Annotated in this window: 22 protein-coding genes; 10 read left to right on the top strand and 12 right to left on the bottom strand. The window is 59.4% G+C overall.

Going from position 1 to position 20,779, the window contains the following annotated elements; translation table 11 throughout:
- Positions 1 to 93: 93 nt before the first annotated feature.
- From RD1_RS18335 to RD1_RS18320, 4 genes are all read right to left on the bottom strand, one after another.
- Positions 94 to 876 carry a transglutaminase-like domain-containing protein gene (locus RD1_RS18335; protein ID WP_044033256.1) on the bottom strand — a complete coding sequence of 261 codons (783 nt, stop codon included), beginning with the start codon at positions 874 to 876 and terminating at the stop codon, positions 94 to 96.
- Positions 877 to 1,101: 225 nt separating this feature from the next.
- Positions 1,102 to 1,896, bottom strand: coding sequence for a metal ABC transporter permease (locus RD1_RS18330; RefSeq protein WP_011570066.1), 795 nt, complete (start codon positions 1,894 to 1,896; stop codon positions 1,102 to 1,104).
- Positions 1,896 to 2,663, bottom strand: coding sequence for a metal ABC transporter ATP-binding protein (locus tag RD1_RS18325; RefSeq protein ID WP_011570065.1), 768 nt, complete (start codon positions 2,661 to 2,663; stop codon positions 1,896 to 1,898). Before RD1_RS18325 ends, RD1_RS18330 begins: the two co-directional genes overlap by 1 nt.
- Positions 2,660 to 3,175 (bottom strand): Fur family transcriptional regulator, encoded by a 516-nt coding sequence (locus tag RD1_RS18320; RefSeq protein ID WP_011570064.1) that lies wholly within the window; start codon positions 3,173 to 3,175, stop codon positions 2,660 to 2,662. The genes RD1_RS18325 and RD1_RS18320 overlap by 4 nt, the downstream gene beginning before the upstream one ends.
- Before the next feature lie 56 nt (positions 3,176 to 3,231).
- Between RD1_RS18320 and RD1_RS18315 the strand changes: the two genes are divergently transcribed.
- A complete protein-coding gene (locus RD1_RS18315) occupies positions 3,232 to 4,266 on the top strand; it encodes a zinc ABC transporter substrate-binding protein (protein ID WP_044033255.1) in 1,035 nt (344 codons plus the stop codon).
- A gap of 10 nt (positions 4,267 to 4,276) precedes the next feature.
- Here RD1_RS18315 and RD1_RS18310 read toward each other — a convergent pair whose 3' ends face one another.
- On the bottom strand, positions 4,277 to 5,437 hold the full coding sequence (locus RD1_RS18310; RefSeq protein WP_044033254.1) for a S8 family serine peptidase: 1,161 nt from the start codon (positions 5,435 to 5,437) through the stop codon (positions 4,277 to 4,279).
- 183 nt (positions 5,438 to 5,620) lie between these two features.
- Here RD1_RS18310 and RD1_RS18305 point away from each other — a divergent pair, with 183 nt between their 5' ends.
- Positions 5,621 to 6,187, top strand: a complete 567-nt coding sequence (locus tag RD1_RS18305; protein WP_011570061.1) for a hypothetical protein — start codon at positions 5,621 to 5,623, stop codon at positions 6,185 to 6,187.
- Between the two features lie 37 nt (positions 6,188 to 6,224).
- Here RD1_RS18305 and RD1_RS18300 read toward each other — a convergent pair whose 3' ends face one another.
- The 3 genes from RD1_RS18300 to RD1_RS18290 all read right to left on the bottom strand — a co-directional run bounded on the left by RD1_RS18300 (position 6,225) and on the right by RD1_RS18290 (position 9,591).
- The gene (locus RD1_RS18300; RefSeq protein WP_011570060.1) at positions 6,225 to 6,761 is read right to left on the bottom strand and encodes an RNA polymerase sigma factor; all 537 of its coding nucleotides are present in this window, start codon (positions 6,759 to 6,761) and stop codon (positions 6,225 to 6,227) included.
- A 238-nt stretch (positions 6,762 to 6,999) separates the two neighbouring features.
- Positions 7,000 to 8,646 carry a calcium-binding protein gene (locus RD1_RS18295; protein WP_011570059.1) on the bottom strand — a complete coding sequence of 549 codons (1,647 nt, stop codon included), beginning with the start codon at positions 8,644 to 8,646 and terminating at the stop codon, positions 7,000 to 7,002.
- Positions 8,647 to 8,904: 258 nt separating this feature from the next.
- Complete coding sequence (locus RD1_RS18290) at positions 8,905 to 9,591, bottom strand: GntR family transcriptional regulator (protein ID WP_011570058.1); 687 nt, start codon at positions 9,589 to 9,591, stop codon at positions 8,905 to 8,907.
- Positions 9,592 to 9,772: 181 nt separating this feature from the next.
- On the opposite strand from RD1_RS18290, the gene RD1_RS18285 reads away from it, so the two are divergent.
- The 5 genes from RD1_RS18285 (at position 9,773) to RD1_RS18265 (ending at position 14,000) form a co-directional block, all read left to right on the top strand.
- Positions 9,773 to 10,516 (top strand): SDR family NAD(P)-dependent oxidoreductase, encoded by a 744-nt coding sequence (locus RD1_RS18285; RefSeq protein ID WP_011570057.1) that lies wholly within the window; start codon positions 9,773 to 9,775, stop codon positions 10,514 to 10,516.
- A 20-nt stretch (positions 10,517 to 10,536) separates the two neighbouring features.
- Entirely contained in the window at positions 10,537 to 10,848 is a 312-nt protein-coding gene (locus RD1_RS18280; protein ID WP_011570056.1) for a cupin domain-containing protein, read from the top strand.
- A 273-nt stretch (positions 10,849 to 11,121) separates the two neighbouring features.
- Positions 11,122 to 12,102, top strand: coding sequence for a TRAP transporter substrate-binding protein (locus RD1_RS18275; RefSeq protein ID WP_011570055.1), 981 nt, complete (start codon positions 11,122 to 11,124; stop codon positions 12,100 to 12,102).
- Between the two features lie 77 nt (positions 12,103 to 12,179).
- The gene (locus RD1_RS18270) at positions 12,180 to 12,707 is read left to right on the top strand and encodes a TRAP transporter small permease (RefSeq protein WP_011570054.1); all 528 of its coding nucleotides are present in this window, start codon (positions 12,180 to 12,182) and stop codon (positions 12,705 to 12,707) included.
- Between the two features lie 9 nt (positions 12,708 to 12,716).
- Positions 12,717 to 14,000 (top strand): TRAP transporter large permease, encoded by a 1,284-nt coding sequence (locus RD1_RS18265; RefSeq protein WP_011570053.1) that lies wholly within the window; start codon positions 12,717 to 12,719, stop codon positions 13,998 to 14,000.
- 43 nt (positions 14,001 to 14,043) lie between these two features.
- Here the strand turns inward: RD1_RS18265 and glyA are convergent, their stop codons facing one another.
- Positions 14,044 to 15,339: a serine hydroxymethyltransferase gene (glyA, locus tag RD1_RS18260; protein WP_011570052.1), complete on the bottom strand. Its 1,296-nt coding sequence runs from the start codon at positions 15,337 to 15,339 to the stop codon at positions 14,044 to 14,046.
- A 223-nt stretch (positions 15,340 to 15,562) separates the two neighbouring features.
- Here glyA and RD1_RS18255 point away from each other — a divergent pair, with 223 nt between their 5' ends.
- The 3 genes from RD1_RS18255 to RD1_RS18245 all read left to right on the top strand — a co-directional run bounded on the left by RD1_RS18255 (position 15,563) and on the right by RD1_RS18245 (position 17,956).
- Positions 15,563 to 16,324, top strand: a complete 762-nt coding sequence (locus tag RD1_RS18255) for an NAD kinase (protein WP_011570051.1) — start codon at positions 15,563 to 15,565, stop codon at positions 16,322 to 16,324.
- Positions 16,324 to 17,532 carry a Coenzyme F420 hydrogenase/dehydrogenase, beta subunit C-terminal domain gene (locus RD1_RS18250; protein ID WP_011570050.1) on the top strand — a complete coding sequence of 403 codons (1,209 nt, stop codon included), beginning with the start codon at positions 16,324 to 16,326 and terminating at the stop codon, positions 17,530 to 17,532. Before RD1_RS18255 ends, RD1_RS18250 begins: the two co-directional genes overlap by 1 nt.
- 214 nt (positions 17,533 to 17,746) lie before the next feature.
- Positions 17,747 to 17,956, top strand: a complete 210-nt coding sequence (locus RD1_RS18245) for a CsbD family protein (RefSeq protein WP_011570049.1) — start codon at positions 17,747 to 17,749, stop codon at positions 17,954 to 17,956.
- Positions 17,957 to 18,126: 170 nt separating this feature from the next.
- Here the strand turns inward: RD1_RS18245 and RD1_RS18240 are convergent, their stop codons facing one another.
- The 3 genes from RD1_RS18240 to RD1_RS21015 all read right to left on the bottom strand — a co-directional run bounded on the left by RD1_RS18240 (position 18,127) and on the right by RD1_RS21015 (position 20,701).
- Positions 18,127 to 20,019: a propionyl-CoA synthetase gene (locus RD1_RS18240; protein ID WP_011570048.1), complete on the bottom strand. Its 1,893-nt coding sequence runs from the start codon at positions 20,017 to 20,019 to the stop codon at positions 18,127 to 18,129.
- 97 nt (positions 20,020 to 20,116) lie between these two features.
- The gene (locus RD1_RS21020) at positions 20,117 to 20,374 is read right to left on the bottom strand and encodes a hypothetical protein (RefSeq protein ID WP_143090270.1); all 258 of its coding nucleotides are present in this window, start codon (positions 20,372 to 20,374) and stop codon (positions 20,117 to 20,119) included.
- Positions 20,375 to 20,449: 75 nt separating this feature from the next.
- The gene (locus RD1_RS21015; protein WP_105880282.1) at positions 20,450 to 20,701 is read right to left on the bottom strand and encodes a hypothetical protein; all 252 of its coding nucleotides are present in this window, start codon (positions 20,699 to 20,701) and stop codon (positions 20,450 to 20,452) included.
- Positions 20,702 to 20,779 lie beyond the last annotated feature (78 nt).

Below are 20,779 nucleotides of genomic sequence, written 5' to 3'. Positions count from 1 at the left end.
CCCGATCATCCGACGTTTCTAGTTAGTGCTGAAACCAGGCGGATACAATCTTTAATTCCTTTGTATTCCGTGAATCCAAGGGGGAAATCTGTGTTAAGTGGGTAGACGAACCACATCGACCGATTGCTCGATGAGGTCGATTGCCCCGTAAGATGTGAGAAATGACGCATCCCCTGCATCGCGCCCCACGCAGATTTTCGCAACCTCTGACGGGCGTGCCATGCCCGTGGGGTCAACGATATGCCAGTCGCCAGCGAGGTGGACCTCAACGAGGGCGTGAAAGTCCTGCGGCCTGACGTCCGGTGCATATGCGCTGACAAACCTTGCGGGAATGCCGCCCGCGCGCGCCAGAGCGATCAGCACATGGGCATAATCACGGCAAACGCCGGAGAGGCTGGCGAAGCTGTCTGTGGCGGTAGTTCCTGAATGGCTGACGCTATTGTCATAGGTGAAATGCGTGCTGACCCATGTGCTGAGCGCGTTGACCAATGCACCGCCGGTCAAATCCGCAAACCGGGTCGCGACGAAATCCAGAAACAGGTCCGACTGGCAATAGCGCGAGGGCATCATATACGGAATGACATCTCCGGGGATTGCAAGGCGTGGCGTTTCGGGCAGGGTTTCGATGGGGGCCTCGTGTCGCATGATGCGCACCTGCGTTTCATAGCGGCAGTCAAACAGCGCGTCACACTGTACCCAACGGCGTGGGCCGGCGGTGTCAGCGCCGGGTATCTCGCGTTGCGGCAGGTCCTTGTTCAGGTGCAGGCGCGTGTGGCGGCAGGTTTGCTGCGCGTCTGACAGCACCTCGATCTGCAACAGCAGATCGCTTGGTTGCGGGACGGCGTATCTCAGATGTGTCTTGATAAGGAGGTCCACAAACAGTCCATGTGTCAAAGAGGGTCGGCCCCGTTCCCTATCCCAGCCCTTGCGCCTTTGTCGACCGCCGACACTTCGGGGTTGGCAAAGCGTTTCGCGGTCCCCTTGGATCACGCGTTCGCGGCCTCTGCCTTTGGTCGAACGCGAAGTGACGCGCAAGGCCTCACGATAAACTGGAAAAGCTGTAGGGCGACACCTCTGACCCCATGAGATCGAAGCGGGGCGTCACGCTGCGGGTCTGGCGCTTTTGATCACACTTGTGGCGAGGAACGTCAGCGCGGCAACGCAGACAATTGATGGACCCGCGGGCGTATCAAGGACATAGGCAGCGCGCAGTCCCACGATTGCTGAAAGCGTCCCGATCGCACCTGCGGCAAGGGCCATGCCTTCGGGGGTGCGCGACAGGGGCCGGGCGGCAGCCGCCGGGATGATCAGCATGGCCGCGATCAGCAAAACCCCGACGACCTTGATCGCAACCGCGACGGTAATGGCCAAGGCCAGCGTCAGCACCAGTTGTTCGCGTTTGGGGTCAAGCCCGCTTGCGTGGGCGAGATCCTCGTTCAGCGTGGATGTAAGCAACGCCGACCAGCGCCAGCCAATCAGCAGCACAACCAGCGCTGCACCGCCCCAGATCACCGCGAGATCACCGCGCGAGACGGCGAGGATATCGCCAAAGAGATAGGCCATCAGGTCGATCCGCACACCGGACAAAAACGACACGGCAACCAGCCCGAAGGCCAGCGCGGAATGCGCCAGAACACCCAGCAGCGTATCCATTGCATAGCCGCGGCCTGACAGCACGCTGACCGTCAGGGCCATCAGCAACGCCACGACCATGGTGCCGATAAAGATCGACATCGAGAAAGCAAGCGACAAGGCAACGCCGAGGATGGCCGCATGCGCGGTGGCATCGCCAAAATACGCCATACGCCGCCAGACGACAAAACACCCAAGAGGGGCTGCGGCAACGGCCACGCCGATCCCGGCCAAAGCGGCGCGCACCATGAAATCATCGAGCATTATTCAGCGGCCTCTGTTCGATCTTCGGTGGCCTGCCCGTGTGCGCAGCCGTCGTGGTGGTCATGTTCGTGATCGTGTTCATGCCGGTAGAGCGCCAATGCGCCGCCGGTGCCTGTTCCGAACAGGGCGCGATACTCCGGCGCGGAGGCGACAACTGCCGGTGTCCCCTCGCAGCAGACGTGCCCATTGAGGCAGATGACCCGGTCAGAGGCGCTCATCACCACGTGCAATTCGTGGCTGATCATCAAAACGGCGCATCCGGTGTCGCGGCGTACCTGTTCGATCTGCTGGTAAAAGGAGGCCGAGCCGCGCTGATCCAGCCCCTGCGTGGCCTCGTCCAGAAGCAGCAGATCAGGTTTTCCGATCAGCGCGCGCGCCAGCATGACCCGTTGAAACTGCCCCCCCGAAAGCTGCGCCAATTGTGATCCGGACAAATCCCGCACCCCGGCCTGCGCCAGTGCCTGATCAATTTCTGCCTCGGATGCGCCTCCGGGAAGCCTGAGAAACCGCGCCACCGTCATAGGCAGCGTTTCGTCGATGTGCAGTTTTTGCGGGACATAGCCCAGCGTGACGCCGGCCCCCCTTGTGACGCGCCCCTGAAACGGTTTCACCGCCCCGATGATCGCGCGCAGCAGGCTGGTTTTGCCCGATCCGTTTGGCCCGACGATCGTGACGATTTCACCCGGTGCGATGCTCAGGGAAACGCGCGACAGGACTGTTCTGGCCCCATAGCGGAGGCTGAGCCCGTCAACGTCAACAAGGCTCATGCGTCTTCCTTTTCCGCGCAGGCCGGGCAGATGCCCTCCGCTTCGACGACGGTGCGTTCGATCCGAAAGCCGGTGGCGCGCGCGGCGTCCCCCAATGCCCCTTTCGCAGGCGAGGACTGCGTTTCGGCCACAGCGTCACACAGACGGCAGATCATGAAGGCAGGGGTATGCGCTTCGCTGGGGTGGACGCATGCGATGAAGGCATTCAGTTGCTCGATCTTATGCGCCAGACCGTTCATCACCAGAAAATCCAGGGCGCGGTAGGCGACAGGCGGCTGTGATCCGAACCCGTCTTCGCGCAGTCGGTCAAGGATCGCATAGGCACCGAGCGCGCGATGCTCCTGCAGCAGGATCTCAAGCACCTTGCGGCGCACAGGCGTGAAACGCAGACCATCCGCCGCGCAGCGTGCCTCGGCGGCGGCCAGCGTGTCACTGACGCATGCGTCATGATCATGCAGCGCAAAGCCGAGCGGGCCGCTGTTCGTGCCGTTCTCCGTCGAATCACTTGTCATGTTATTACATTTCGCTTATCTCGGCCGTAATGTTATATAATCACATGGTATTTCGAATGTCCAGAATGCGTCTCGCCCTTTCCCTGACAGTCGCGCTGACAGGCGCACCCGCCTTTGCCGATGCGCCTAAGGTTGCTGCTGATATTGCGCCGGTTCACGCGCTCGTCGCGCGGGTGATGGAGGGGGTCGGCGCGCCCGACCTCATCGTACAGCCAGGGGCCAGTCCGCATGAATACAGCCTGCGCCCTTCCGAAGCGGCGGCATTGCAGAATGCCGACCTTGTGTTCTGGATCGGTCCTGACCTGACGCCCTGGCTTGGCGATACGCTGGAAACCCTTGCCGCCAATGCTGTGGTGAGCGCGCTGCTTGATGCGCCGGAAACAATCAAACTGGACCTCCGCGAGAACGCGCTGTTTGAAGCGCATGATCATTCAGATCACGATGATCACGGGGATAAGCAGCATGCCGATCACGATCATGAAGAGCATGCCCACGATGACCACGCCCATGATGACCACGCCCACGACGAGCATGCCCACGACGACCACGACGACCACGCGCATGGTGATCATGCGCATGGGGCACATGATCCGCATGCGTGGCTGTCGCCGCGAAATGCAAGCAATTGGCTGAACGTGATCGCTGCTCAACTGTCGGCGGCGGACCCGGAGAACGCCAGCCTCTATTTCGCAAATGCGGCCGAGGGCCGGGCAGAGATTGAAACGTTGATTGACACCGTGAATGCCACGCTTGCGCCAGTACGCGGCGGTGAATTCATCGTGTTTCACGACGCCTACCAGTATTTTGAAGTGGATTTCGATTTCCCGGCCGCAGGCGCGATTTCACTCAGTGACGCCTCTGATCCAAGCCCTGCGCGGATTGCGGAAATTCAGGGCCGGATCGCGGATCAGGCCGTCAGTTGCGTTCTGACAGAGCCACAATTCAATCCCGGCCTTGTGGCGACGGTGCTGGATGGCACTGAGGCGCAGACGGGTATCCTTGACCCGCTTGGTTCGGACCTTGAACCCGGTCCGGCGCTTTATCCCCTGCTCATCGGGAACCTCGCCACGGCGCTGGCGGCGTGTATGTAAGCGCCCGCGATCAGCCGCCGCAGACGTCTTCGGCAAGCGCGAGCCCATAGCCATAGACCGGGTCGCGTCCGCTTGGTCCAAGTTCCGCACTGGTTGCGGCCAGTCGCTTGCGCACGTCGGAAACGCTGCGTGCGCTGGCAAGTGTCGGATCAGCGGCCAGTCGGGCCGTGACCAGCGGGGTCGCGATCGACGTGCCTGTCACGAACCGAACGCTGTCACCGGATGGCACGAGGACGTCGACACCGGGCGCGGCGATGTCCACATGCGGGCCACGCACTGCGTTGCGATAGATGCGCCCGTCGGCATCCACGGCGGTCACCGCAATCACCCCGTCAAATCCGGCGGGGTAGAGCGGATCAACGTTTGGCCCTTCATTGCCAACAGCGGCGACAAGGATCAGACCCCGCGCAACCGAGCGTTCCACAGCAAGGTCGAGCAGCTTGTTGTAAGGCCCGGCGAGGGCCAGATTGACAAAACGCACGTCTTCCGCCGCCAGCCAGTCAAGCGCACGCACCAAGGCGTCCGCACCCGCCTTCAGCCCGAGGGCGTCCTGCTGCCCGAAGACATTCGCGCCGTAAATCGTGACCCCTTGCAGGCGGCTGGGGCTGGCCAGAACCGAGGCGACATCCGTGCCATGTGCAGCCGGTGCAGCCGGGCCCTCAAAGAACGCGCGTGTGATGATGCGTGCGCTGTTCAGGGCAGGGCTGGCGGTGTCGATGCCCGTGTCAATCACACCCATTGGCACCTGCGCGCGACATCCATCCGCATGCCACCGCATCATCGCATTGGCATAGTCGAGGGTCTGCACGGGACTCGTCGATTGCTGCAGCCTATAGGCGTGGTTGATGCCCACGGTCGATGTCGGCACGTCCGCTTCGAGCGCCGCGATGGCTTCGGGTCCGGTGATGCCGTCGGGCATCCGGAAAGTCAGCATGGTCAGATCAAGCCCGGCCAGATCGGTTTCATCCAGCAGTTGATATCCTCCCGCAGCCCCGGCCACGCGCATCGCATCGCGCGCCTGCGCATCCGGAACCAGCGCAATGACCTTGCGCGGCCCGACCACATTTGTCTCCCCTGTGCCGCGGGTGTCTGTCAAAGGCGCGCAGCCGATCAAAAAGGCCAGCAAAGCCAGGGTGGCGACAGGGCGAAGGAGGTGCAGGGCTTGTATCACTTGGTATCTCCTGTTGGACGTGGGGGCGCAACATCGCGTCCGCCTTCGCTATATCCGTCGCACCGAGGTGCGCGAGGGTTCAATATGAATGAAAAAACAGGCAGTATTGCCAAGTTTTTTTGAACCTTTGCGCAAGACTGTGCGACAAAGCCATGAACACTGCAACTGAATGGCTTTGCCGAGATGGATCGTGACGACCAAATACTGAACTATGTGCAAGATCGGCTGTCCCCGCAGGATCGGGCGGCGTTCGAAGAGGCCATGGCAAGGGATGCCGCTCTTTCTGGCGAAGTCGCATTGATGCAAGCCGTGCGCGGCGCGCTGGCGCAAGAGCCGAAACATGACAACAGCGATGCGGTCTGGGACAGGTTGTCTGCCAGCATGTCGCCCGTGCCCCAGCCGGCAAATATGAACAGCAGTCCTTGGGCGCAGCTTGCACGATATGCAGCGGTCGCGGCAATTGCCGTTCTTGCCTGGCAGGTGGTGGTTCCGCGCAGCAGCGGCGTGCCGACAGGTTTTACCCCTGCAACCGAAGGGGCAGGGGCGTTCGTGTTGCAGGTCAAATTCGCCGATAGCGCGACGTTTGGTGACATCGGCGCGTTGCTCGGGCCTTTGGGCGGCACGATCACGGATGGGCCGACAGCTTTGGGCCTTGTGCGGGTGTCCTTCGCTGATGCGACATCTCTGCAAGAGGCTGCCGTTGCGCTGGATGCGCGTAGCGATCTGGTCGAACTGGTTGTGCAACAGTGATCTGACGGCACGTGCGCAGGGGCGTCACACAGCCGCTTCAGCGATGCAAACCAGCGCTGAGACACCGCATCAACGCTTGTTTGGCGTGAAAGATGCGGGTTTTGATCGTTCCGACCGGCACCGCTTCGATTTCCGCGATTTCGGGATAGGTCAGGTCTTCGAGAAAGGCGAGGCGGATGGCGGAATGCTGCACGTCTTTCAACCCCTTCAGACAGGTATGAAGCCGTTGCTTTTCCGATGCCGCGATGGCAGCGGCCTCAGGGTCGGGGGCCGTATCCGCGCTTTCGGGCACCTCATCCACAAAGGAGAGCTTGCCGCGTTTGCGCAATGCATCGACCAGCTTGTTGCGCGCGATCGAAAACAGCCAGGTCTTGACGCTTGACTGTCCGCCAAAGCGCGATGCGGTGCGCCACACATCAAGCATCGTGTCATGCACGCAGTCTGATGCAAGTTCGCCATTTCCGCAGCGCCCCATGGCAAAGGCATAGATGGCCTGATCATACCGGGTGTAGAGGTCCCGCATGGCACCTTTGTCGCCAGCAGCAATACGTGCAATGAGGTCTTTGTCTTCCATCTTTGATGTTTACCGGTCCAGATCCTTGTGCAGACAAGAAGTGCCATCGCGCATCGGCAGACACAACTCATAAGCGAGACAACCGCGTGCGCGTGTTGCAGTGCTGTGCGTTTTTCCGCCCATGGGGTGGTTTAGTTGCCGTGCGATTGCACCGCACCTACAAACCGTGGCCGGGCAGATAACGTAACCCCGCCAGCCAAAAGCTGACGGGGCCACTCGCCTCGGAAGTACTGGTTAACTATACAATCATGAAATCGTCGGCGTTAAAGTCGGAAACCACAGTGTCTTCGAATGTGATCACCTTGTTGTTGAAGGCCAGTTCCACGTCGTCCCCGGTCTGCGTCAGGTTCGACAGCAGGCTGTCGGTTGTGACCTCCGGATCGTTGGTGAGGAACAGAAGGCTGTCCACGCCGATCTCGAAATCGAGGATGATGTCGACGCCCGCGTCTTCTTCGAAGAAGACGAACGTATCTGCACCCGCACCGCCTGACATCACATCATTTCCGGCACCACCGCGGATCACGTTGTCCTGATCGTTGCCGATGATCGTGTCGTTGAAATCGGTGCCGGTGACGTTCTCGAAATTGATCGCGGTGGATGTGTTCGCCCCGTCGGTGATGGTGCCTGCCGCAAGATCAACAGTGACCGCCGATGCTGCGTCGCTGAGGTCGAGAAGGTCCACGCCATCGCCGCCATCCAGTTCAAGTTCGATCCGCTTGAGGATGTTGTCCTTGATCACGGCCGCGTCGTCGCCGCCGCCAAAGTTCGTCTCCAACACTTCAATGTTGCGCACGTCGAGTTGGAACAGGCCAGCCTCTGACTGATCATTCACCTCGGTACGCGCAAATTGCAGCCCGATGTCCGCCACGGAAAACTCGGCGACATCCTTGTTTTGCAGATCGTCATTCACAAGGTCCGTGTCAAAGTTGACCTGCAAGCGGTCATATCCGTTGCCGCCGTGCATCAGGTCCGACCCGTCGCCATTGTTCCAGATCAGCAGATCATCGCCGTCCCCGCCAAAGACCTTGTCGTTGCCCTTGTTGCCGATCAACGTGTCATTGCCGGCCCGACCGCCAAGCTGGTCATCGCCGCCAAGGCCCGAAATGACATTGTCCTGCGCATCGCCCCTGAGCAGATCCTGATACTCGGTGCCAATGACGTTTTCGAAGTTTTCGGCCTTGGAATGCGCCAGTTTGCCAGCGGCAAGGTCCACCTTGATGCCCGAATCAACCTGGGACAGATCGAGCGTGTCGATGCCGTCCCCGCCATCAAGGTCCAGAGCGATCTTTTCAAGCACATCGCCCTTGATCACTGCGGTATCATCACCGCCGCCGAAATTCGTCTCCAGCACTTCGGTTTCGCGAATGTCGAGTTGGAACAGACCGCGTTCGGATTGGTCATTCACTTCGGTGCGGGCGAACTGGACGCCTGTTTCAGTCGTCTCAAATTCAGCGACGTCCTTGTTTTGCAGATCATCATCCACAAGGTCGGTGTCGAAATTCACCTGTACCTTATCATACCCGCTGCCGCCGTTCATCAGGTCCGACCCGTCGCCGTTGTTCCAGACCAGCTTGTCGTTGCCGGATCCGCCGAACATCTTGTCGTTGCCTCTGTTGCCGACGATCACGTCATTGCCGTTGTTGCCATAAAGGGCATCTTCGCCCTCGCCGCCTTCGACGATGTCACGGCCTGCACCTGCAAAGATCCTGTCGTCGCCCAGACCACCGGACATCTTGTCATTGCCAAACAGACCGAACATCAAATCATCACCACCGTTTCCGGCGATCTTGTCATTGCCAAAGGAACCGATGATCAGGTCACTCTTGTTTGAGCCCTTGATGTCGAGGCCGTTGGAAAAAAGGTTGAAAAGATTAAAAATCGACATTGGATTCTCCATGCTAATATCATCGTTGTTTTCAATTTCACCGCCGCCTGTCCGAAGCCTGCCCAAGGTGTTCTGGCCTTGTGTCAGTGCCCCGCAACTGGCGAGATACCCATTGGTCGCGCCACTGCCGCGTTGGGTTCAAAAAAAGAAACAGAAAATGAAAAAGCCCGTGCTGCGCCTGACTGCAGCCGCATCGTCATACGCCGTTTGATGGTTTGAAAGACGGTGCGCGAAGCGCGGCCTGATCAGGTTGCGGGATTATTCGCGCTCGAAGTAATTCGCATTTGTGATCGAAATCTGTTCGATCGTTGCATCCAGCCGGGAAAGGTGGCGCATGCCGTTTTCCATCGCACTTTGCGCATCATGGGTTTTGACAGCTTGCGCGATACGCCGGTGATCGGCCACAAGATCAGGCATCCGATCCCCTTTTGACAGGCTCAGAATGCACAGACGGTCGACGTTTGATTTCTCTTTGCGGATGACGTCAAAGGCGAAATCCACCTGTGCGATCTGGCACAGGGTCTCATGGAACGCGTAATCCAGCGCCCCGAATGTTTCGAGGTCATCCTGTTTTATTGCCCGTTCCTGTGCCGCAAGTGCCGCGTCGAGGTCTGCTGCGCCGCTTGCATCACAGTAGCACGCCGCGCGGCGCAGAACTTCCTGTTCCACGGCGGCGCGCACAAAACGTGACTTGGCAATCTCACGCGCTGAAAACCGTTTCACTTCGGTGGCGCGTTGCGGGCGGATCACCAACAGGTCGAGCGTGGCCAGCCGGTTGAAAGCGTCCCGCACCGGCTGTCTGGACACGCCGAACCGGGCGGCGATATCCGCTTCGGAAATCTTGTCACCCGGTCGCAGGCGCAAGGACAGGATTTCCGCGTGAAGGTGGTCAAATATGTCGTCAACGCTGGTGCGCCGCTCGCCAAGTTGTGTGGCCTGAGCCATAGCATCACCTCCTTCGTCTTTCTGCGCCTCAGGGGTCCTGCCAGAAATGGTTTCGCCGCAGGGCAGGGTGGGACTCATGCGCAACCCCGTTGCGATCCTTGGGCGCGCCGTGGACTTGACACTGGTATACCAGTTAAATGACTAGTATACCAGTATGACGTAGCAGCGGAAAGGGCGGGCCATGAAACTTGCAGGGCAAACGGCAATTATAACAGGTGGGGGGCGTGACATCGGTCAGGCCGCAGCGCTCAAGCTGGCATCGGAAGGGGCCAAGGTGGCCATCAATTACTTTTCCAGCAGTACCGGTGCGGATGCCGCCGTGGCGCAGATCAAGGCGCAGGGCGGACAGGCCTTTGCCCTGAAAGGTGATTTGACCAATCCTAAAGACGTCGCGGCATTGGTTTCGAAAACCGTCGCTGAATTTGGCGGAATTGATGTTCTGGTCAATAACGCGGGCGGCCTGATCGCGCGTAAAACAATCGCCGAGATGCCGCTGGAACATTGGAACGCCGTTATGGATCTGAACCTGACCAGTACGTTCCTGATGACCAAAGCCTGTCTTGAGCATATGAAGACGGGCGCAATCGTGAACCTCGCCAGTCAGGCGGGGCGCGATGGCGGCGGTGCCGGTGCGGTGGCCTATGCCACGTCCAAGGGTGCGGTCATGACCATGACGCGCGGTCTTGCGAAAGAACTAGGGCCGGACATCCGTGTGAACGCCCTGTGCCCCGGCATGATTGATACTGATTTCCACAACGTACACACACCTGATGCCGGTCGGCGCGGTTTTGAGGCGGCGGCCCCCGTCAAAAGGCAGGGCACGACCGAGGACACGGCCAATCTGATCCTGTTTCTCGCCTGTTCGGATTCCGCCTTCATCACCGGTGCGAATATCGACATCAACGGCGGCATGGTGTTTTCCTGATTGTCCTGAAAGGGTCCGATATGTCTGATTTTCCAATTGTATCAACCGGCGAAAACGTTACCCGCCAGGTGCTTTCGGACCACCCGGATCTGATGGTGGTGGCCTTTCGTTTTGCCAAGGAAGGTGCCACGGGCGCACTGCATCATCACCCACATGTTCAGTCGACCTATGTCGAAAGCGGGCGTTTCCGCTTTACCCTTGGTGACAGCACGCGCGAGGTCGGGCCGGGCGACAGCTTTGTCGTCGCATCCAATCAGGAACATGGCTGCGTCTGTCTGGAACCCGGCACCCTTGTCGATTGCTTCACGCCGCGCCGGGATGATTTTCTGTAAAGAACGCCACCTGTGGATGGACAACCGCGCTCCGTCACGCGTGGTTGTGCCTGCTGCAACGACCGTTTTCAGCCTTTGCGTTCTCGTCGTTTCTGGCACGCATGTGTTGCCTGTGCTGGATGCATTCAGAGTTGACAATTCTGGTATACTAGTCTTCCTTTACGTATCGAACCACGACACCTGATCAGGGAGGGGAGCCGTGCGCTGCATTTTACATGCATATGCGCGAGGTATACCGGCAGGGTCGCACAGATAAAACCAAGGGAGGACATCATGTTCAACAGAATAACCAAAACACTCGCGGGCGCCGTGGCGCTGGCCGCACTGGCAAGCGTGGCAAGTGCCGACAACTGGCGTGGCTGGAACATCCATGTTGACGGCTATCCAAACACCGTCGCCATGGATAAATTCGCAGAACTGCTCGCGGTCAAGACCGGCGGGGAATACACGCTGCAGATGTTCCACGGCGGCACCCTCGGCAGCCAGCCCGACGCCATTGAACAGGTGCGTGCCGGCGCGCTGGAGATTGGAAACTTCAACCTTGGGCCCATCGGGCCGCTGGTGCCGGCGGCCAATGTGGTTTCATTGCCCTTCATCTTCAAGGATGTACCGCACATGTTCCGCGTTCTGGATGGCGAAGCGGGCAAGATCATTGCCGCAGGCATGGCCGAAAAAGGCATCCAGCCCCTTGCGTGGTATGATGCGGGCGCGCGGTCCTTTTACAACGGCGAAAAACCGATCAACACGCCAGCCGACGTCGAAGGCATGAAGGTGCGTGTGATGAACAACGAATTGTTCACGGGCATGATCGCGGAACTGGGTGGCAATCCGTCGCCCATGGCCTTTGCCGAGGTCTATCAGGCGCTGAAAACCGGTGTTGTGGATGGGGCCGAAAATAACTGGCCTTCCTATGAATCCACTGGTCACTTTGAAGTCGCAGGTTTCTATTCCCTGTCGCAGCACCTGATCATTCCGGAGTGTATCTGCATCAATATCGGCACGTTCAATGCGCTGTCGGATGAAATGAAAACCGCCGTGCTCGAAGCGGCACAGGAATCTGCACTCTATCAGCGTGACCTCTGGAACAAGCGCGAAGCGGCCAGCCGTGCCGCAGTTGAAGCCGCAGGCGTGGTTGTGAACGAAATCGCCGACAAGGCGCCGTTCCAGGCCGCGATGGCCCCGGTGTACGAAGCCTATTTCGAGGCCAACCCGGACCTGCGCCCACTGGTCGAGCTTATTCAGGCCACAGAGTAATCTCTGGTGCTGATCCATGCTGAAAACGTCTGGTGCCCGATCTCGGGGGCCAGACACGTCCACGGTGGGGATTTCAGGTGATTGACGCGCGTCCGCTTCCCATATTTGTCAAACGCATGGTGGCGGTTCTGGATGCGCTGGCCCTGATCTGCCGCGTCCTGACCGGTGTTGCACTGGTTGTTCTGACGATCATATTCGGCTGGCTGGTATTCGGGCGTTACGTGCTGAACGCGACACCCACATGGGTGGAACAGGCGGCGCTGTTGCTCGTCATGCTGATCGCCTTTCTGGGGGCCGCTGTCGGGGTGCATGAAAACACCCACCTCTCCGTATCGCTGTTGCGCAGTTCTGTCCCGCCAAAGGTCCGCAGCTTTTTCGTGGTGATCTCGGATGTGCTTATGGCTGGCTTCGGCGCGCTGATGCTCTGGTTTGGCGCACAGCTTACAATGTTCAAATGGGGATCCCTGATCCCGTTGATCCAATTGCCCGAAGGGCTGCGATCATTGCCGCTGACAATTGGCGGCGGGCTGATACTGCTGTTTTCGGTTGGTCACCTCATCCGCCTGTTTCTGGGCGTGGATGACCGCAGTGACACCATAGAATAAGGATATAGCGTGGGCATTTTGTTTCTGCTGGGGGTCTTCGCGTTCTGCGTCGTGATCGGTACGCCCGTCGCTTTCGCGCTTGGTATTTCCGCCCTTGCCGCCTTCTGGTTCGAAGGGCTGCCCCTGATGATCGGCTTTCAGCGCATCGTGAGCGGGATCAATGTTTTTGCCCTGATGGCCATCCCGTTCTTCATCTTTGCAGGCGAGTTGATGTTCCACGGTGGCATTGCCATGCGGCTGGTCAAATTCGCCTCTGCCGCTGTTGGCGCGGTGCGCGGCGGTCTGGGGATCGTCAATGTGTTTTCCTCCATGCTGTTTGGTGGCATCTCCGGCTCGGCGATTGCCGATATCTCCGCGCTCGGCTCCATTCTGGTCCCTGTGATGAAGGAAAAGGGCTATGATGCGGATTACGCTGTCAACGTCACCGTGACCTCCTCCATCGCGGGCATCATCATCCCGCCCAGCCACAACATGATCATCTTTGCCATTGCGGCGGGGGGCGGCATTTCCATCTCAAAGCTGTTTCTGGCCGGTGTGGTACCCGGCATCCTGATGTGCATCTGCCTTGCACTGGCGGCCTATCTTGTGGCGGTAAGACGTGGCTATCAGGCCGAAGCCTTTCCCGGCTGGACAGCACTTGTCATCGCGTTCTTCGGCGCGATCCCGGGGCTTCTGACGGCGGTCATCATCGTTGGTGGCGTGTTGTCCGGTGTCTTTACGGTCACTGAGTCCGGGGCTTTCGGAGCGCTTTATGCCTTCTTTGTGACCCTGTTGGTCTACCGTTCGATCACCTGGCTCAAATTCCGCACGGCGGTGACGCAGGCGGTCAGGACCACGGCCATGGTGATGATCCTGATCGCCTGTGCCGGGGCCTTTGCCTATATGCTGACGTTTTATCAGGTGCCGCTCAAGACCGTGGACCTTTTGACCGGCATGACGGAAAACCCGATCCTGATATTGCTGATGATCAACCTGATCTTGCTGGTGCTTGGCATGATCATGGACATGGCGGCGCTGATCCTGATCTGCACGCCGATCTTTTTGCCGGTGGCCCACAGCCTCGGGATAGACCCGATACAGTTTGGCATGATCCTGCTTGTCAATCTGGGGCTTGGTCTGTGCACGCCGCCGGTCGGGTCCTGCCTTTTTGTCGGCTGTGCGGTCGGTAAACTGCCGATGGAGAAAGCCGTGCGTACGATCTGGCCGTTTTACATCGCGATCTTTATCGCGCTGATGCTGATTACCTTTGTGCCCGCCATCTCGCTGACCTTGCCAAACTGGGTTGCGGGCTGAACCGGTCCGGCCCCGCATGTGATCATGCGGGGCCGTGAGGTGCTTAGAGGTTCGGATACATTGGGAATCTTGCGCAGAGTTGTGCGACTTCTGCTTTGACCTTGGCTTCGACGGCGCTGTTGTTGTCTTCGCCGTTGGCGGCGAGGCCGTCGACCACTTCGATGATCCAGTCGGCGATCTGGCGGAACTCCGGCTCGCCGAACCCGCGCGTCGTCCCGGCAGGGCTGCCCAGACGGATGCCGGAGGTCACCATCGGCTTTTCCGGATCAAAGGGCACGCCGTTCTTGTTGCAGGTGATATGCGCACGCCCCAGCGCCTTTTCGGTCGCATTGCCCTTCACGCCCTTGGGGCGCAGGTCGACCAGCACCACATGGGTGTCGGTGCCATGCGTGATCGTGTCCAGCCCGCCCTTGATCAGCTGGTCGCTCAGGGCCTGCGCGTTGGCGATGACCTGCTTGGTGTAGGATTTGAAATCGGGCCGCAGCGCCTCGCCAAAGGCCACGGCCTTGGCAGCGATCACATGCATCAGCGGGCCGCCCTGAATGCCGGGGAAGATGGCGGAGTTGAACTTTTTCGCCAGCGCCTCGTCGTTCGTCAGGATCATGCCGCCGCGCGGGCCGCGCAGGGTCTTATGCGTCGTGGTGGTGGCCACATGGGCGTGCGGGAAGGGGCTTGGGTGTTCGCCCGCCGCCACGAGGCCTGCGAAATGCGCCATGTCCACGTGCAGATACGCCCCGACCATATCGGCGATTTCGCGCATGCGGGCAAAGTCGATCTGGCGCGGGATGGCCGAGCCGCCGGCGATGATCAGCTTGGGCTGGTGCTCCTTGGCGAGCGCTTCGACCTGGTCATAATCCAGCAGGTTGTCTTCGCGGCGCACACCGTATTGCACGGCGTTGAACCACTTGCCGGACTGGTTGGGCTTGGCGCCATGCGTCAGGTGCCCGCCCGCATCAAGGCTCATGCCGAGGATGGTGTCGCCGGGCTGCAAGAGGGCAGTGAACACGCCCTGATTGGCCTGGCTGCCGGAATTGGGCTGCACATTGGCAAAGCCGCAACCAAAGAGTTTGCAGGCGCGCTCGATGGCGAGGTTTTCGGCCACATCGACGAACTGGCAGCCGCCATAATAGCGCCGTCCGGGATAGCCTTCGGCGTATTTGTTGGTCATGATCGAGCCCTGCGCCTCAAGCACGGCGGCAGAAACGATGTTTTCCGACGCGATCAACTCGATCTCGTCACGCTGGCGGCCCAGCTCATCCGTGATCGAGCCGAAAAGCTCAGGATCGCTGTCAGCCAGCGATTGCGTGAAAAAGCCAGGGGCGCGGTGGGGGGCGTTCATGAGGGCATCTCCCTTGAATGATGAGGTTTCGATCGGTTTCGTATCGGAAACTAGAGCGCGGGCAAAGCCGGTAAAGCGACGCTCGAGCAGAAATATGCGTCGTGTCTAGTGATCCTGCCTGCGCCTTGCAATCACGCAGCGCATAAATTCAAGCGGCCATGCTGGTCAAGCGAACAGAGATGTGGTTGTTTTGAGGTCCAAAGACCCCGATCGGAAACCTGCCATGACCAGCAAGATCGCCTTTACTGCCAGCCGTGCGGATGTTGCGCAGACGGCCCGTGCAGCGCTTGTGACCCGCTATGGCAATGTCGATGTTCAAGAGGCGGATGTCATTGTCGCATTGGGGGGTGATGGTTTCATGTTGCAAACCTTGCATGCGACGCAGGATCACCCCGCGCCGGTCTACGGCATGAACCGGGGCACCATCGGCTTTTTGATGAATGCCTATGCTGAAAGCGATTTGCCCGCGCGTCTGGCCGCCGCCGAAGAAGAGGTCATCAACCCGCTGGTCATGACCGCGACCTGCGCGGATGGATCGACCACCAAGGCGCTGGCGATCAACGAGGTTTCCCTGCTGCGGACCGGCCCGCAGGCGGCCAAGTTGCGGGTGACGATTGATGGCCGTTTGCGCATGGCCGAACTGGTCTGCGATGGCGCCTTGTTGAGCACGCCCGCAGGTTCCACCGCCTATAACTACTCGGCGCACGGGCCGATTTTGCCCATCGGGTCGGCGGTGCTGGCGCTGACTGCGATGAGCGCCTTTCGCCCGCGCCGCTGGCGGGGGGCCCTGCTGCCGCAGGATGCAACGGTGCGCTTTGATGTGCTGGAGCATGACAAGCGCCCGGTGATGGCCGAAGCGGATGCGCAATCGGTGATGGATGTGACCTCGGTCGAAATCCGCTCCGAGCCATCGGTGGCACATCGCATTCTGTTTGATCCGGGCCACGGTCTTGAGGAGCGCCTGATCAATGAGCAGTTTACCTGATGCTGACGCCTGAGTTTCGCGACCCCGCCCCGCGTGGGCTGTGTACGGATTGCGGTGTTTCGCGCCTGAAGGACCCGCGCGCCTGCGGTAAGGCCTGCCAGTTTATTGCGCCGGATTATCCCGCACTGGAAAAGGCCGTGCATGGGCGCGCGCGCGGCACAGGCGATGAAACCTTTTTCGGCCCGTTCAAGGCAATGCACCGCGCGCGCATGGTGGCCCCTGCGGAGGGTGCGCAATGGACGGGTATCACGACCGCGCTGGCCGCGGATTTGCTGACGCGGGGTCGTGTCGATGCGGTGCTGACGATGGTGCCGGATGATGCCGACCGCTGGCGGCCCAAACCTGCGTTGATTACCGAGGCCAGCGATATGGCGCGCGCGCGCGGCATGCGTATGGGATATGCGCCGCTGCTGGCTTTGCTCGAAGAGGCACAGGCACAGGGGTTCAACCGGCTCGCTGTGATTGGCATCCCCTGCCAGATTTACGCCCTGCGCGCGCTGGAGGCGGATCTGGGGTTGGAGCGTCTCTATGTCATTGGCACGCCCTGTTCTGACAATACTACGACCGAAAACTTCCACAGGTTTCTGGCGCTGCTGGATGAGGCCCCTGAAACGATCACCTATCTTGAGTTCCGCGCGGATTATCAGGTGGAGTTGCGGTTTACGGATGGACGTCAGCGGCTCATCCCCTTTTTGTCGCTGCCGATTTCTGATTTGCCACGTGACTTCTTTCCGCTGACCTGCCGCACCTGCGTTGATTACACCAACAGTCTGGCGGACATCACGGTGGGTTATATGGGCGGTGAGGGGGGTCAATGGCTGCTCGTGCGCAACGCGCGCGGGGCCGAAATGCTGGCAGGACTGGGCGATCGTATCCAGTTGCAGACCCCCGGTTCTGCGGGCAAGCGGGCCAATGCCGTGAAAGGGTTCATTGCCAACACGGCGCGCGCAGCGGGCGGGTTGCCCTTGCGCCGTATGCCCGATTGGCTGCGCCCAATTGTCAGTTGGCTGCAACCGCGCATCGGCCCACGCGGCCTTGAATTTGCGCGCACGCGGATCGAGATGAAAGCGGCCGAAACAATCCTGCATCTGCGCCGCGAAGAACCGGCAAAGATGAAGAACATGATCCCTGATCACGTCTGGAAAGTGGCAGCACCCTACGATCTGACACCGCAGGACGGTGAACGCGCCTCGAAAACGGACGACTAAAACGTCTGACGAAATATCTGAAACACTATGTATCACGTAGCGCGTTGAAATTATTGATTTCAGGCCGCGGTGCGTGGTTCAGAATTTTCGTATGACGCCTAAAAATCTGTCCGGGATGGAACCAATGGCGGATTGGTACGTTGATGCAGTGAAGGACGCATGATGCGCATGCGTTTTACTCAACTGAGACTGTTACAGACGAAGGAGAGACACCATGAATTGGGACGTAATCAAAGGCAACTGGTCGAAGATGACTGGCGAGATCAAATCGCAGTGGGGGGATCTGACGGATGACGAGATCCAGCAAGCCGCCGGTGAGCGGGAACGCTTCGTGGGTTTGATCCAGGAACGCTATGGCATGGCGAAATCGGATGCGGAAACGCAGGTCGACAAGTTCTTTGCCAACCTGAAAGATGCCGCCTGATCCTTTGGCGCCATAAGCGGAAAGCGAAATCCTGAGGTGTATCAAGCTGCCTGAAATGACAGATTTCTGTGCCTTGAGTAGTACGCGATGCCTCAGGTATTTCGTCAAACGCGATAAGTCAAAGCAGTCCCATTCGGGGCTGCTTTTTTCGTTCAACCCGGCAAAAGCTATCAGCCCTTGGCGTATCCGATCGTTTGCAGGGCGTCTCTGATTTCGTCCAGAATGGCCGGGTCATCTATGGTGGCGGGCAGTTTGAACTCCTGATTGTCCGCAATCTTGACAACGGTTGCCCGCAGGATTTTGCCCGACCGGGTCTTGGGCAGGCGATCCACAACCAGCGCATTCTTGAACGCCGCGACGGGGCCAATCTTGTCCCGGATCAGCTTGACGCATTCGGAGGTAATTTCGCCGTGGGGTCGGTTGACGCCTTTGGTCAGGCAGACAAGACCAAGGGGAGATTGCCCTTTTAGCTGGTCACTCACACCGACGACCGCGCATTCCGCCACATCGGGGTGGCTGGCGAGCACCTCTTCCATGGCACCCGTGGACAGGCGGTGGCCTGCGACGTTGATCACATCATCGGTGCGCGCCATGATATAGAGATATCCGTCCTCGTCGATCATGCCCGCATCGCCGGTTTCATAATATCCGGGAAAAGCGTTGAGGTAGCTTTTCTTGTAGCGATCCGCAGCGTTCCACAGGGTGGGTAATGTGCCGGGTGGCAGCGGCAGTTTGATCGCGATGGCCCCCAACTCACCGGGCTTTTGCGGATGGCCTGCTTCGTCAAGGATTTGCACGTCATATCCCGGCATCGCGACCGTGGGGGAGCCGATCTTGACCGGCAGCGCCTCAAGACCCGCTGGATTGCCCGCGATCGTCCAACCCGTTTCGGTCTGCCACCAATGGTCATAGACGGGGACGTTCAGGATATCCTGCGCCCATTGGATCGTATCAGGGTCAGCCCGCTCGCCCGCCAGATAGAGGGACCGCAGGCAAGATAGGTCATATTTTTCCCGCTCCAGCCCCTTGGGGTCTTCGCGTTTTACCGCGCGGATCGCTGTCGGGGCGGTGAAAAAGCTGCGCACGTTATGTTCAGAGATCACACGCCAGAAGGTGCCTGCGTCCGGCGTGCCCACGGGTTTGCCTTCGAACACCACGGTTGTATTGCCATGGATCAGAGGCCCGTAGCAAATGTAGCTGTGGCCCACGACCCAACCCACATCCGAGGCCGCCCAGAAGACATCCCCGGGGTCCACGTCATAGATGTTTTTCATCGTCCAATTCAGCGCGACCAGATGACCGCCGGTCGGTCTGACCACACCTTTGGGCGCGCCCGTCGTGCCGGACGTATAGAGGATATAAGCCGGGTGGTTGCCCTCGACCGGGACACAGTCGGCGGGCGGCACACCGTTTTGGGCGTCGTGCCAGTCAAGATCACGACCGGGGGTCAACTCGGCCATTTCCTGTTCCCGTTGCAGGATCAGGCAAAAGTCAGGTTTATGGTCGGCCAGTTCGATGGCCCCATCCAGCAGCGGTTTGTAATGGACCACGCGCCCCGGTTCCAACCCGCAAGAGGCAGCCAGTATCGCCTTGGGCTGGCAATCATCAATGCGCACGGCCAACTCGTTCGCGGCAAAGCCGCCAAAGACGACAGAATGCACCGCACCGATGCGCGCACAGGCCAGCATCGCCTCCAGCGCTTCGGGGATCATCGGCATGTAGATGATGACCCGGTCGCCCTTGCCAACACCTTGGGCAACCATCGCACCGGCCAAGGACGCCACCTTGGTTTGCAGATCGGCATAGCTGAGCGTAGATTTCGTCCCTGTAACGGGGCTGTCGTATATGATCGCCGCCTGCCCACCGCGCCCGGCGGTCACGTGACGGTCAACCGCGTTGTAACAGCCGTTGACGAGCCCGTCCGCGTACCACTCATAGATATGTTCGCCGCGGTCAAACAGCGCTTTGGAGGGTTTGCGGTCCCAGTCTATCGCTTCCGCTGCCTGCATCCAAAAGCGTTCCGGATCTTCCAGACTTGCCCGGTAAACGTCTTTATATGTCATTTCTGGCACCCCTAAGCTTGGCAATTGCTTATGGTTACGCCCACGTTAAAGCGAGGGCAAGCCTTGGCGGAACATGTATCTGTCTTGCTTTGAAAGGTTAGCGACGGCCGTTGTTGCTCAGCGCATTCTTTACAGCGGCACGGCAATCGCCCGGACTATCTGGCAGGCAGGTTTGCGGCGCATTTCGGACAATGACGCTCGTGTGCGTATAGGTTCCGTTGCGGCCGTCCATCACACGATTACGCACTTCATAGGTCTGCCCGTCCACTACAATGCTACCGTAGCTTTCCTCGATAACCTCGGCGCAGCCTCCCAGAACCACTACAGCAACCAACACCCACTTCCATGTTTGCATGATACGTCTCTCCTTGTATTGCTGCGCGCGGTGACGTGTCACACGTACGGTTTCATTTGTCGCTCCAAGCCGTTGTCAGCGGTTAAAGCCGCGATCATCATAACCATTTATGAGGTGTTGTGCAGCTTTTTCACAGTCACCGGGACTGTCAATACGGCAAACCAGAGTGGCCCCTTTGAAAACGGCGCTCGAGTGCTCGAACGGGCCATCGCGCCCTTGCAGGGTGCGCGTACGGATTTCGTATTCCTCGCCCTGATAAACGCCAGTTGTTATGCGTTCGTCTATGACAGTCGTGCAGGCGCTCAGCATCACGCCGACTGCCGTCATGAGAATTTTCCTTTTCACGCATCTTCCTTTCGTCGCTGATCAATACGTGGGACATGGGTTAAACTTGGAAAGGCTATT

The organism is Roseobacter denitrificans OCh 114 (genome assembly GCF_000014045.1).
GTDB lineage: Bacteria > Pseudomonadota > Alphaproteobacteria > Rhodobacterales > Rhodobacteraceae > Roseobacter > Roseobacter denitrificans.
Note: the sequence above shows the minus strand (reverse complement) of the source record. Positions and strands in the feature narration are given on the sequence as shown.

What these genes read in the sequence shown, in the direction of transcription:
- RD1_RS18330 (WP_011570066.1), bottom strand. Translation starts at nt 1,896, where the DNA reads ATGCTCGATGATTTCATGGTGCGCGCCGCTTTGGCCGGGATCGGCGTG.
- RD1_RS18325 (WP_011570065.1), bottom strand. Translation starts at nt 2,663, where the DNA reads ATGAGCCTTGTTGACGTTGACGGGCTCAGCCTCCGCTATGGGGCCAGA.
- RD1_RS18320 (WP_011570064.1), bottom strand. Translation starts at nt 3,175, where the DNA reads ATGACAAGTGATTCGACGGAGAACGGCACGAACAGCGGCCCGCTCGGC.
- RD1_RS18315 (WP_044033255.1), top strand. Translation starts at nt 3,232, where the DNA reads ATGTCCAGAATGCGTCTCGCCCTTTCCCTGACAGTCGCGCTGACAGGC.
- RD1_RS18305 (WP_011570061.1), top strand. Translation starts at nt 5,621, where the DNA reads ATGGATCGTGACGACCAAATACTGAACTATGTGCAAGATCGGCTGTCC.
- RD1_RS18300 (WP_011570060.1), bottom strand. Translation starts at nt 6,761, where the DNA reads ATGGAAGACAAAGACCTCATTGCACGTATTGCTGCTGGCGACAAAGGT.
- RD1_RS18295 (WP_011570059.1), bottom strand. Translation starts at nt 8,646, where the DNA reads ATGTCGATTTTTAATCTTTTCAACCTTTTTTCCAACGGCCTCGACATC.
- RD1_RS18290 (WP_011570058.1), bottom strand. Translation starts at nt 9,591, where the DNA reads ATGGCTCAGGCCACACAACTTGGCGAGCGGCGCACCAGCGTTGACGAC.
- RD1_RS18285 (WP_011570057.1), top strand. Translation starts at nt 9,773, where the DNA reads ATGAAACTTGCAGGGCAAACGGCAATTATAACAGGTGGGGGGCGTGAC.
- RD1_RS18280 (WP_011570056.1), top strand. Translation starts at nt 10,537, where the DNA reads ATGTCTGATTTTCCAATTGTATCAACCGGCGAAAACGTTACCCGCCAG.
- RD1_RS18275 (WP_011570055.1), top strand. Translation starts at nt 11,122, where the DNA reads ATGTTCAACAGAATAACCAAAACACTCGCGGGCGCCGTGGCGCTGGCC.
- glyA (WP_011570052.1), bottom strand. Translation starts at nt 15,339, where the DNA reads ATGAACGCCCCCCACCGCGCCCCTGGCTTTTTCACGCAATCGCTGGCT.
- RD1_RS18255 (WP_011570051.1), top strand. Translation starts at nt 15,563, where the DNA reads ATGACCAGCAAGATCGCCTTTACTGCCAGCCGTGCGGATGTTGCGCAG.
- RD1_RS18250 (WP_011570050.1), top strand. Translation starts at nt 16,324, where the DNA reads ATGCTGACGCCTGAGTTTCGCGACCCCGCCCCGCGTGGGCTGTGTACG.
- RD1_RS18245 (WP_011570049.1), top strand. Translation starts at nt 17,747, where the DNA reads ATGAATTGGGACGTAATCAAAGGCAACTGGTCGAAGATGACTGGCGAG.
- RD1_RS18240 (WP_011570048.1), bottom strand. Translation starts at nt 20,019, where the DNA reads ATGACATATAAAGACGTTTACCGGGCAAGTCTGGAAGATCCGGAACGC.
- RD1_RS21020 (WP_143090270.1), bottom strand. Translation starts at nt 20,374, where the DNA reads ATGCAAACATGGAAGTGGGTGTTGGTTGCTGTAGTGGTTCTGGGAGGC.
- RD1_RS21015 (WP_105880282.1), bottom strand. Translation starts at nt 20,701, where the DNA reads ATGACGGCAGTCGGCGTGATGCTGAGCGCCTGCACGACTGTCATAGAC.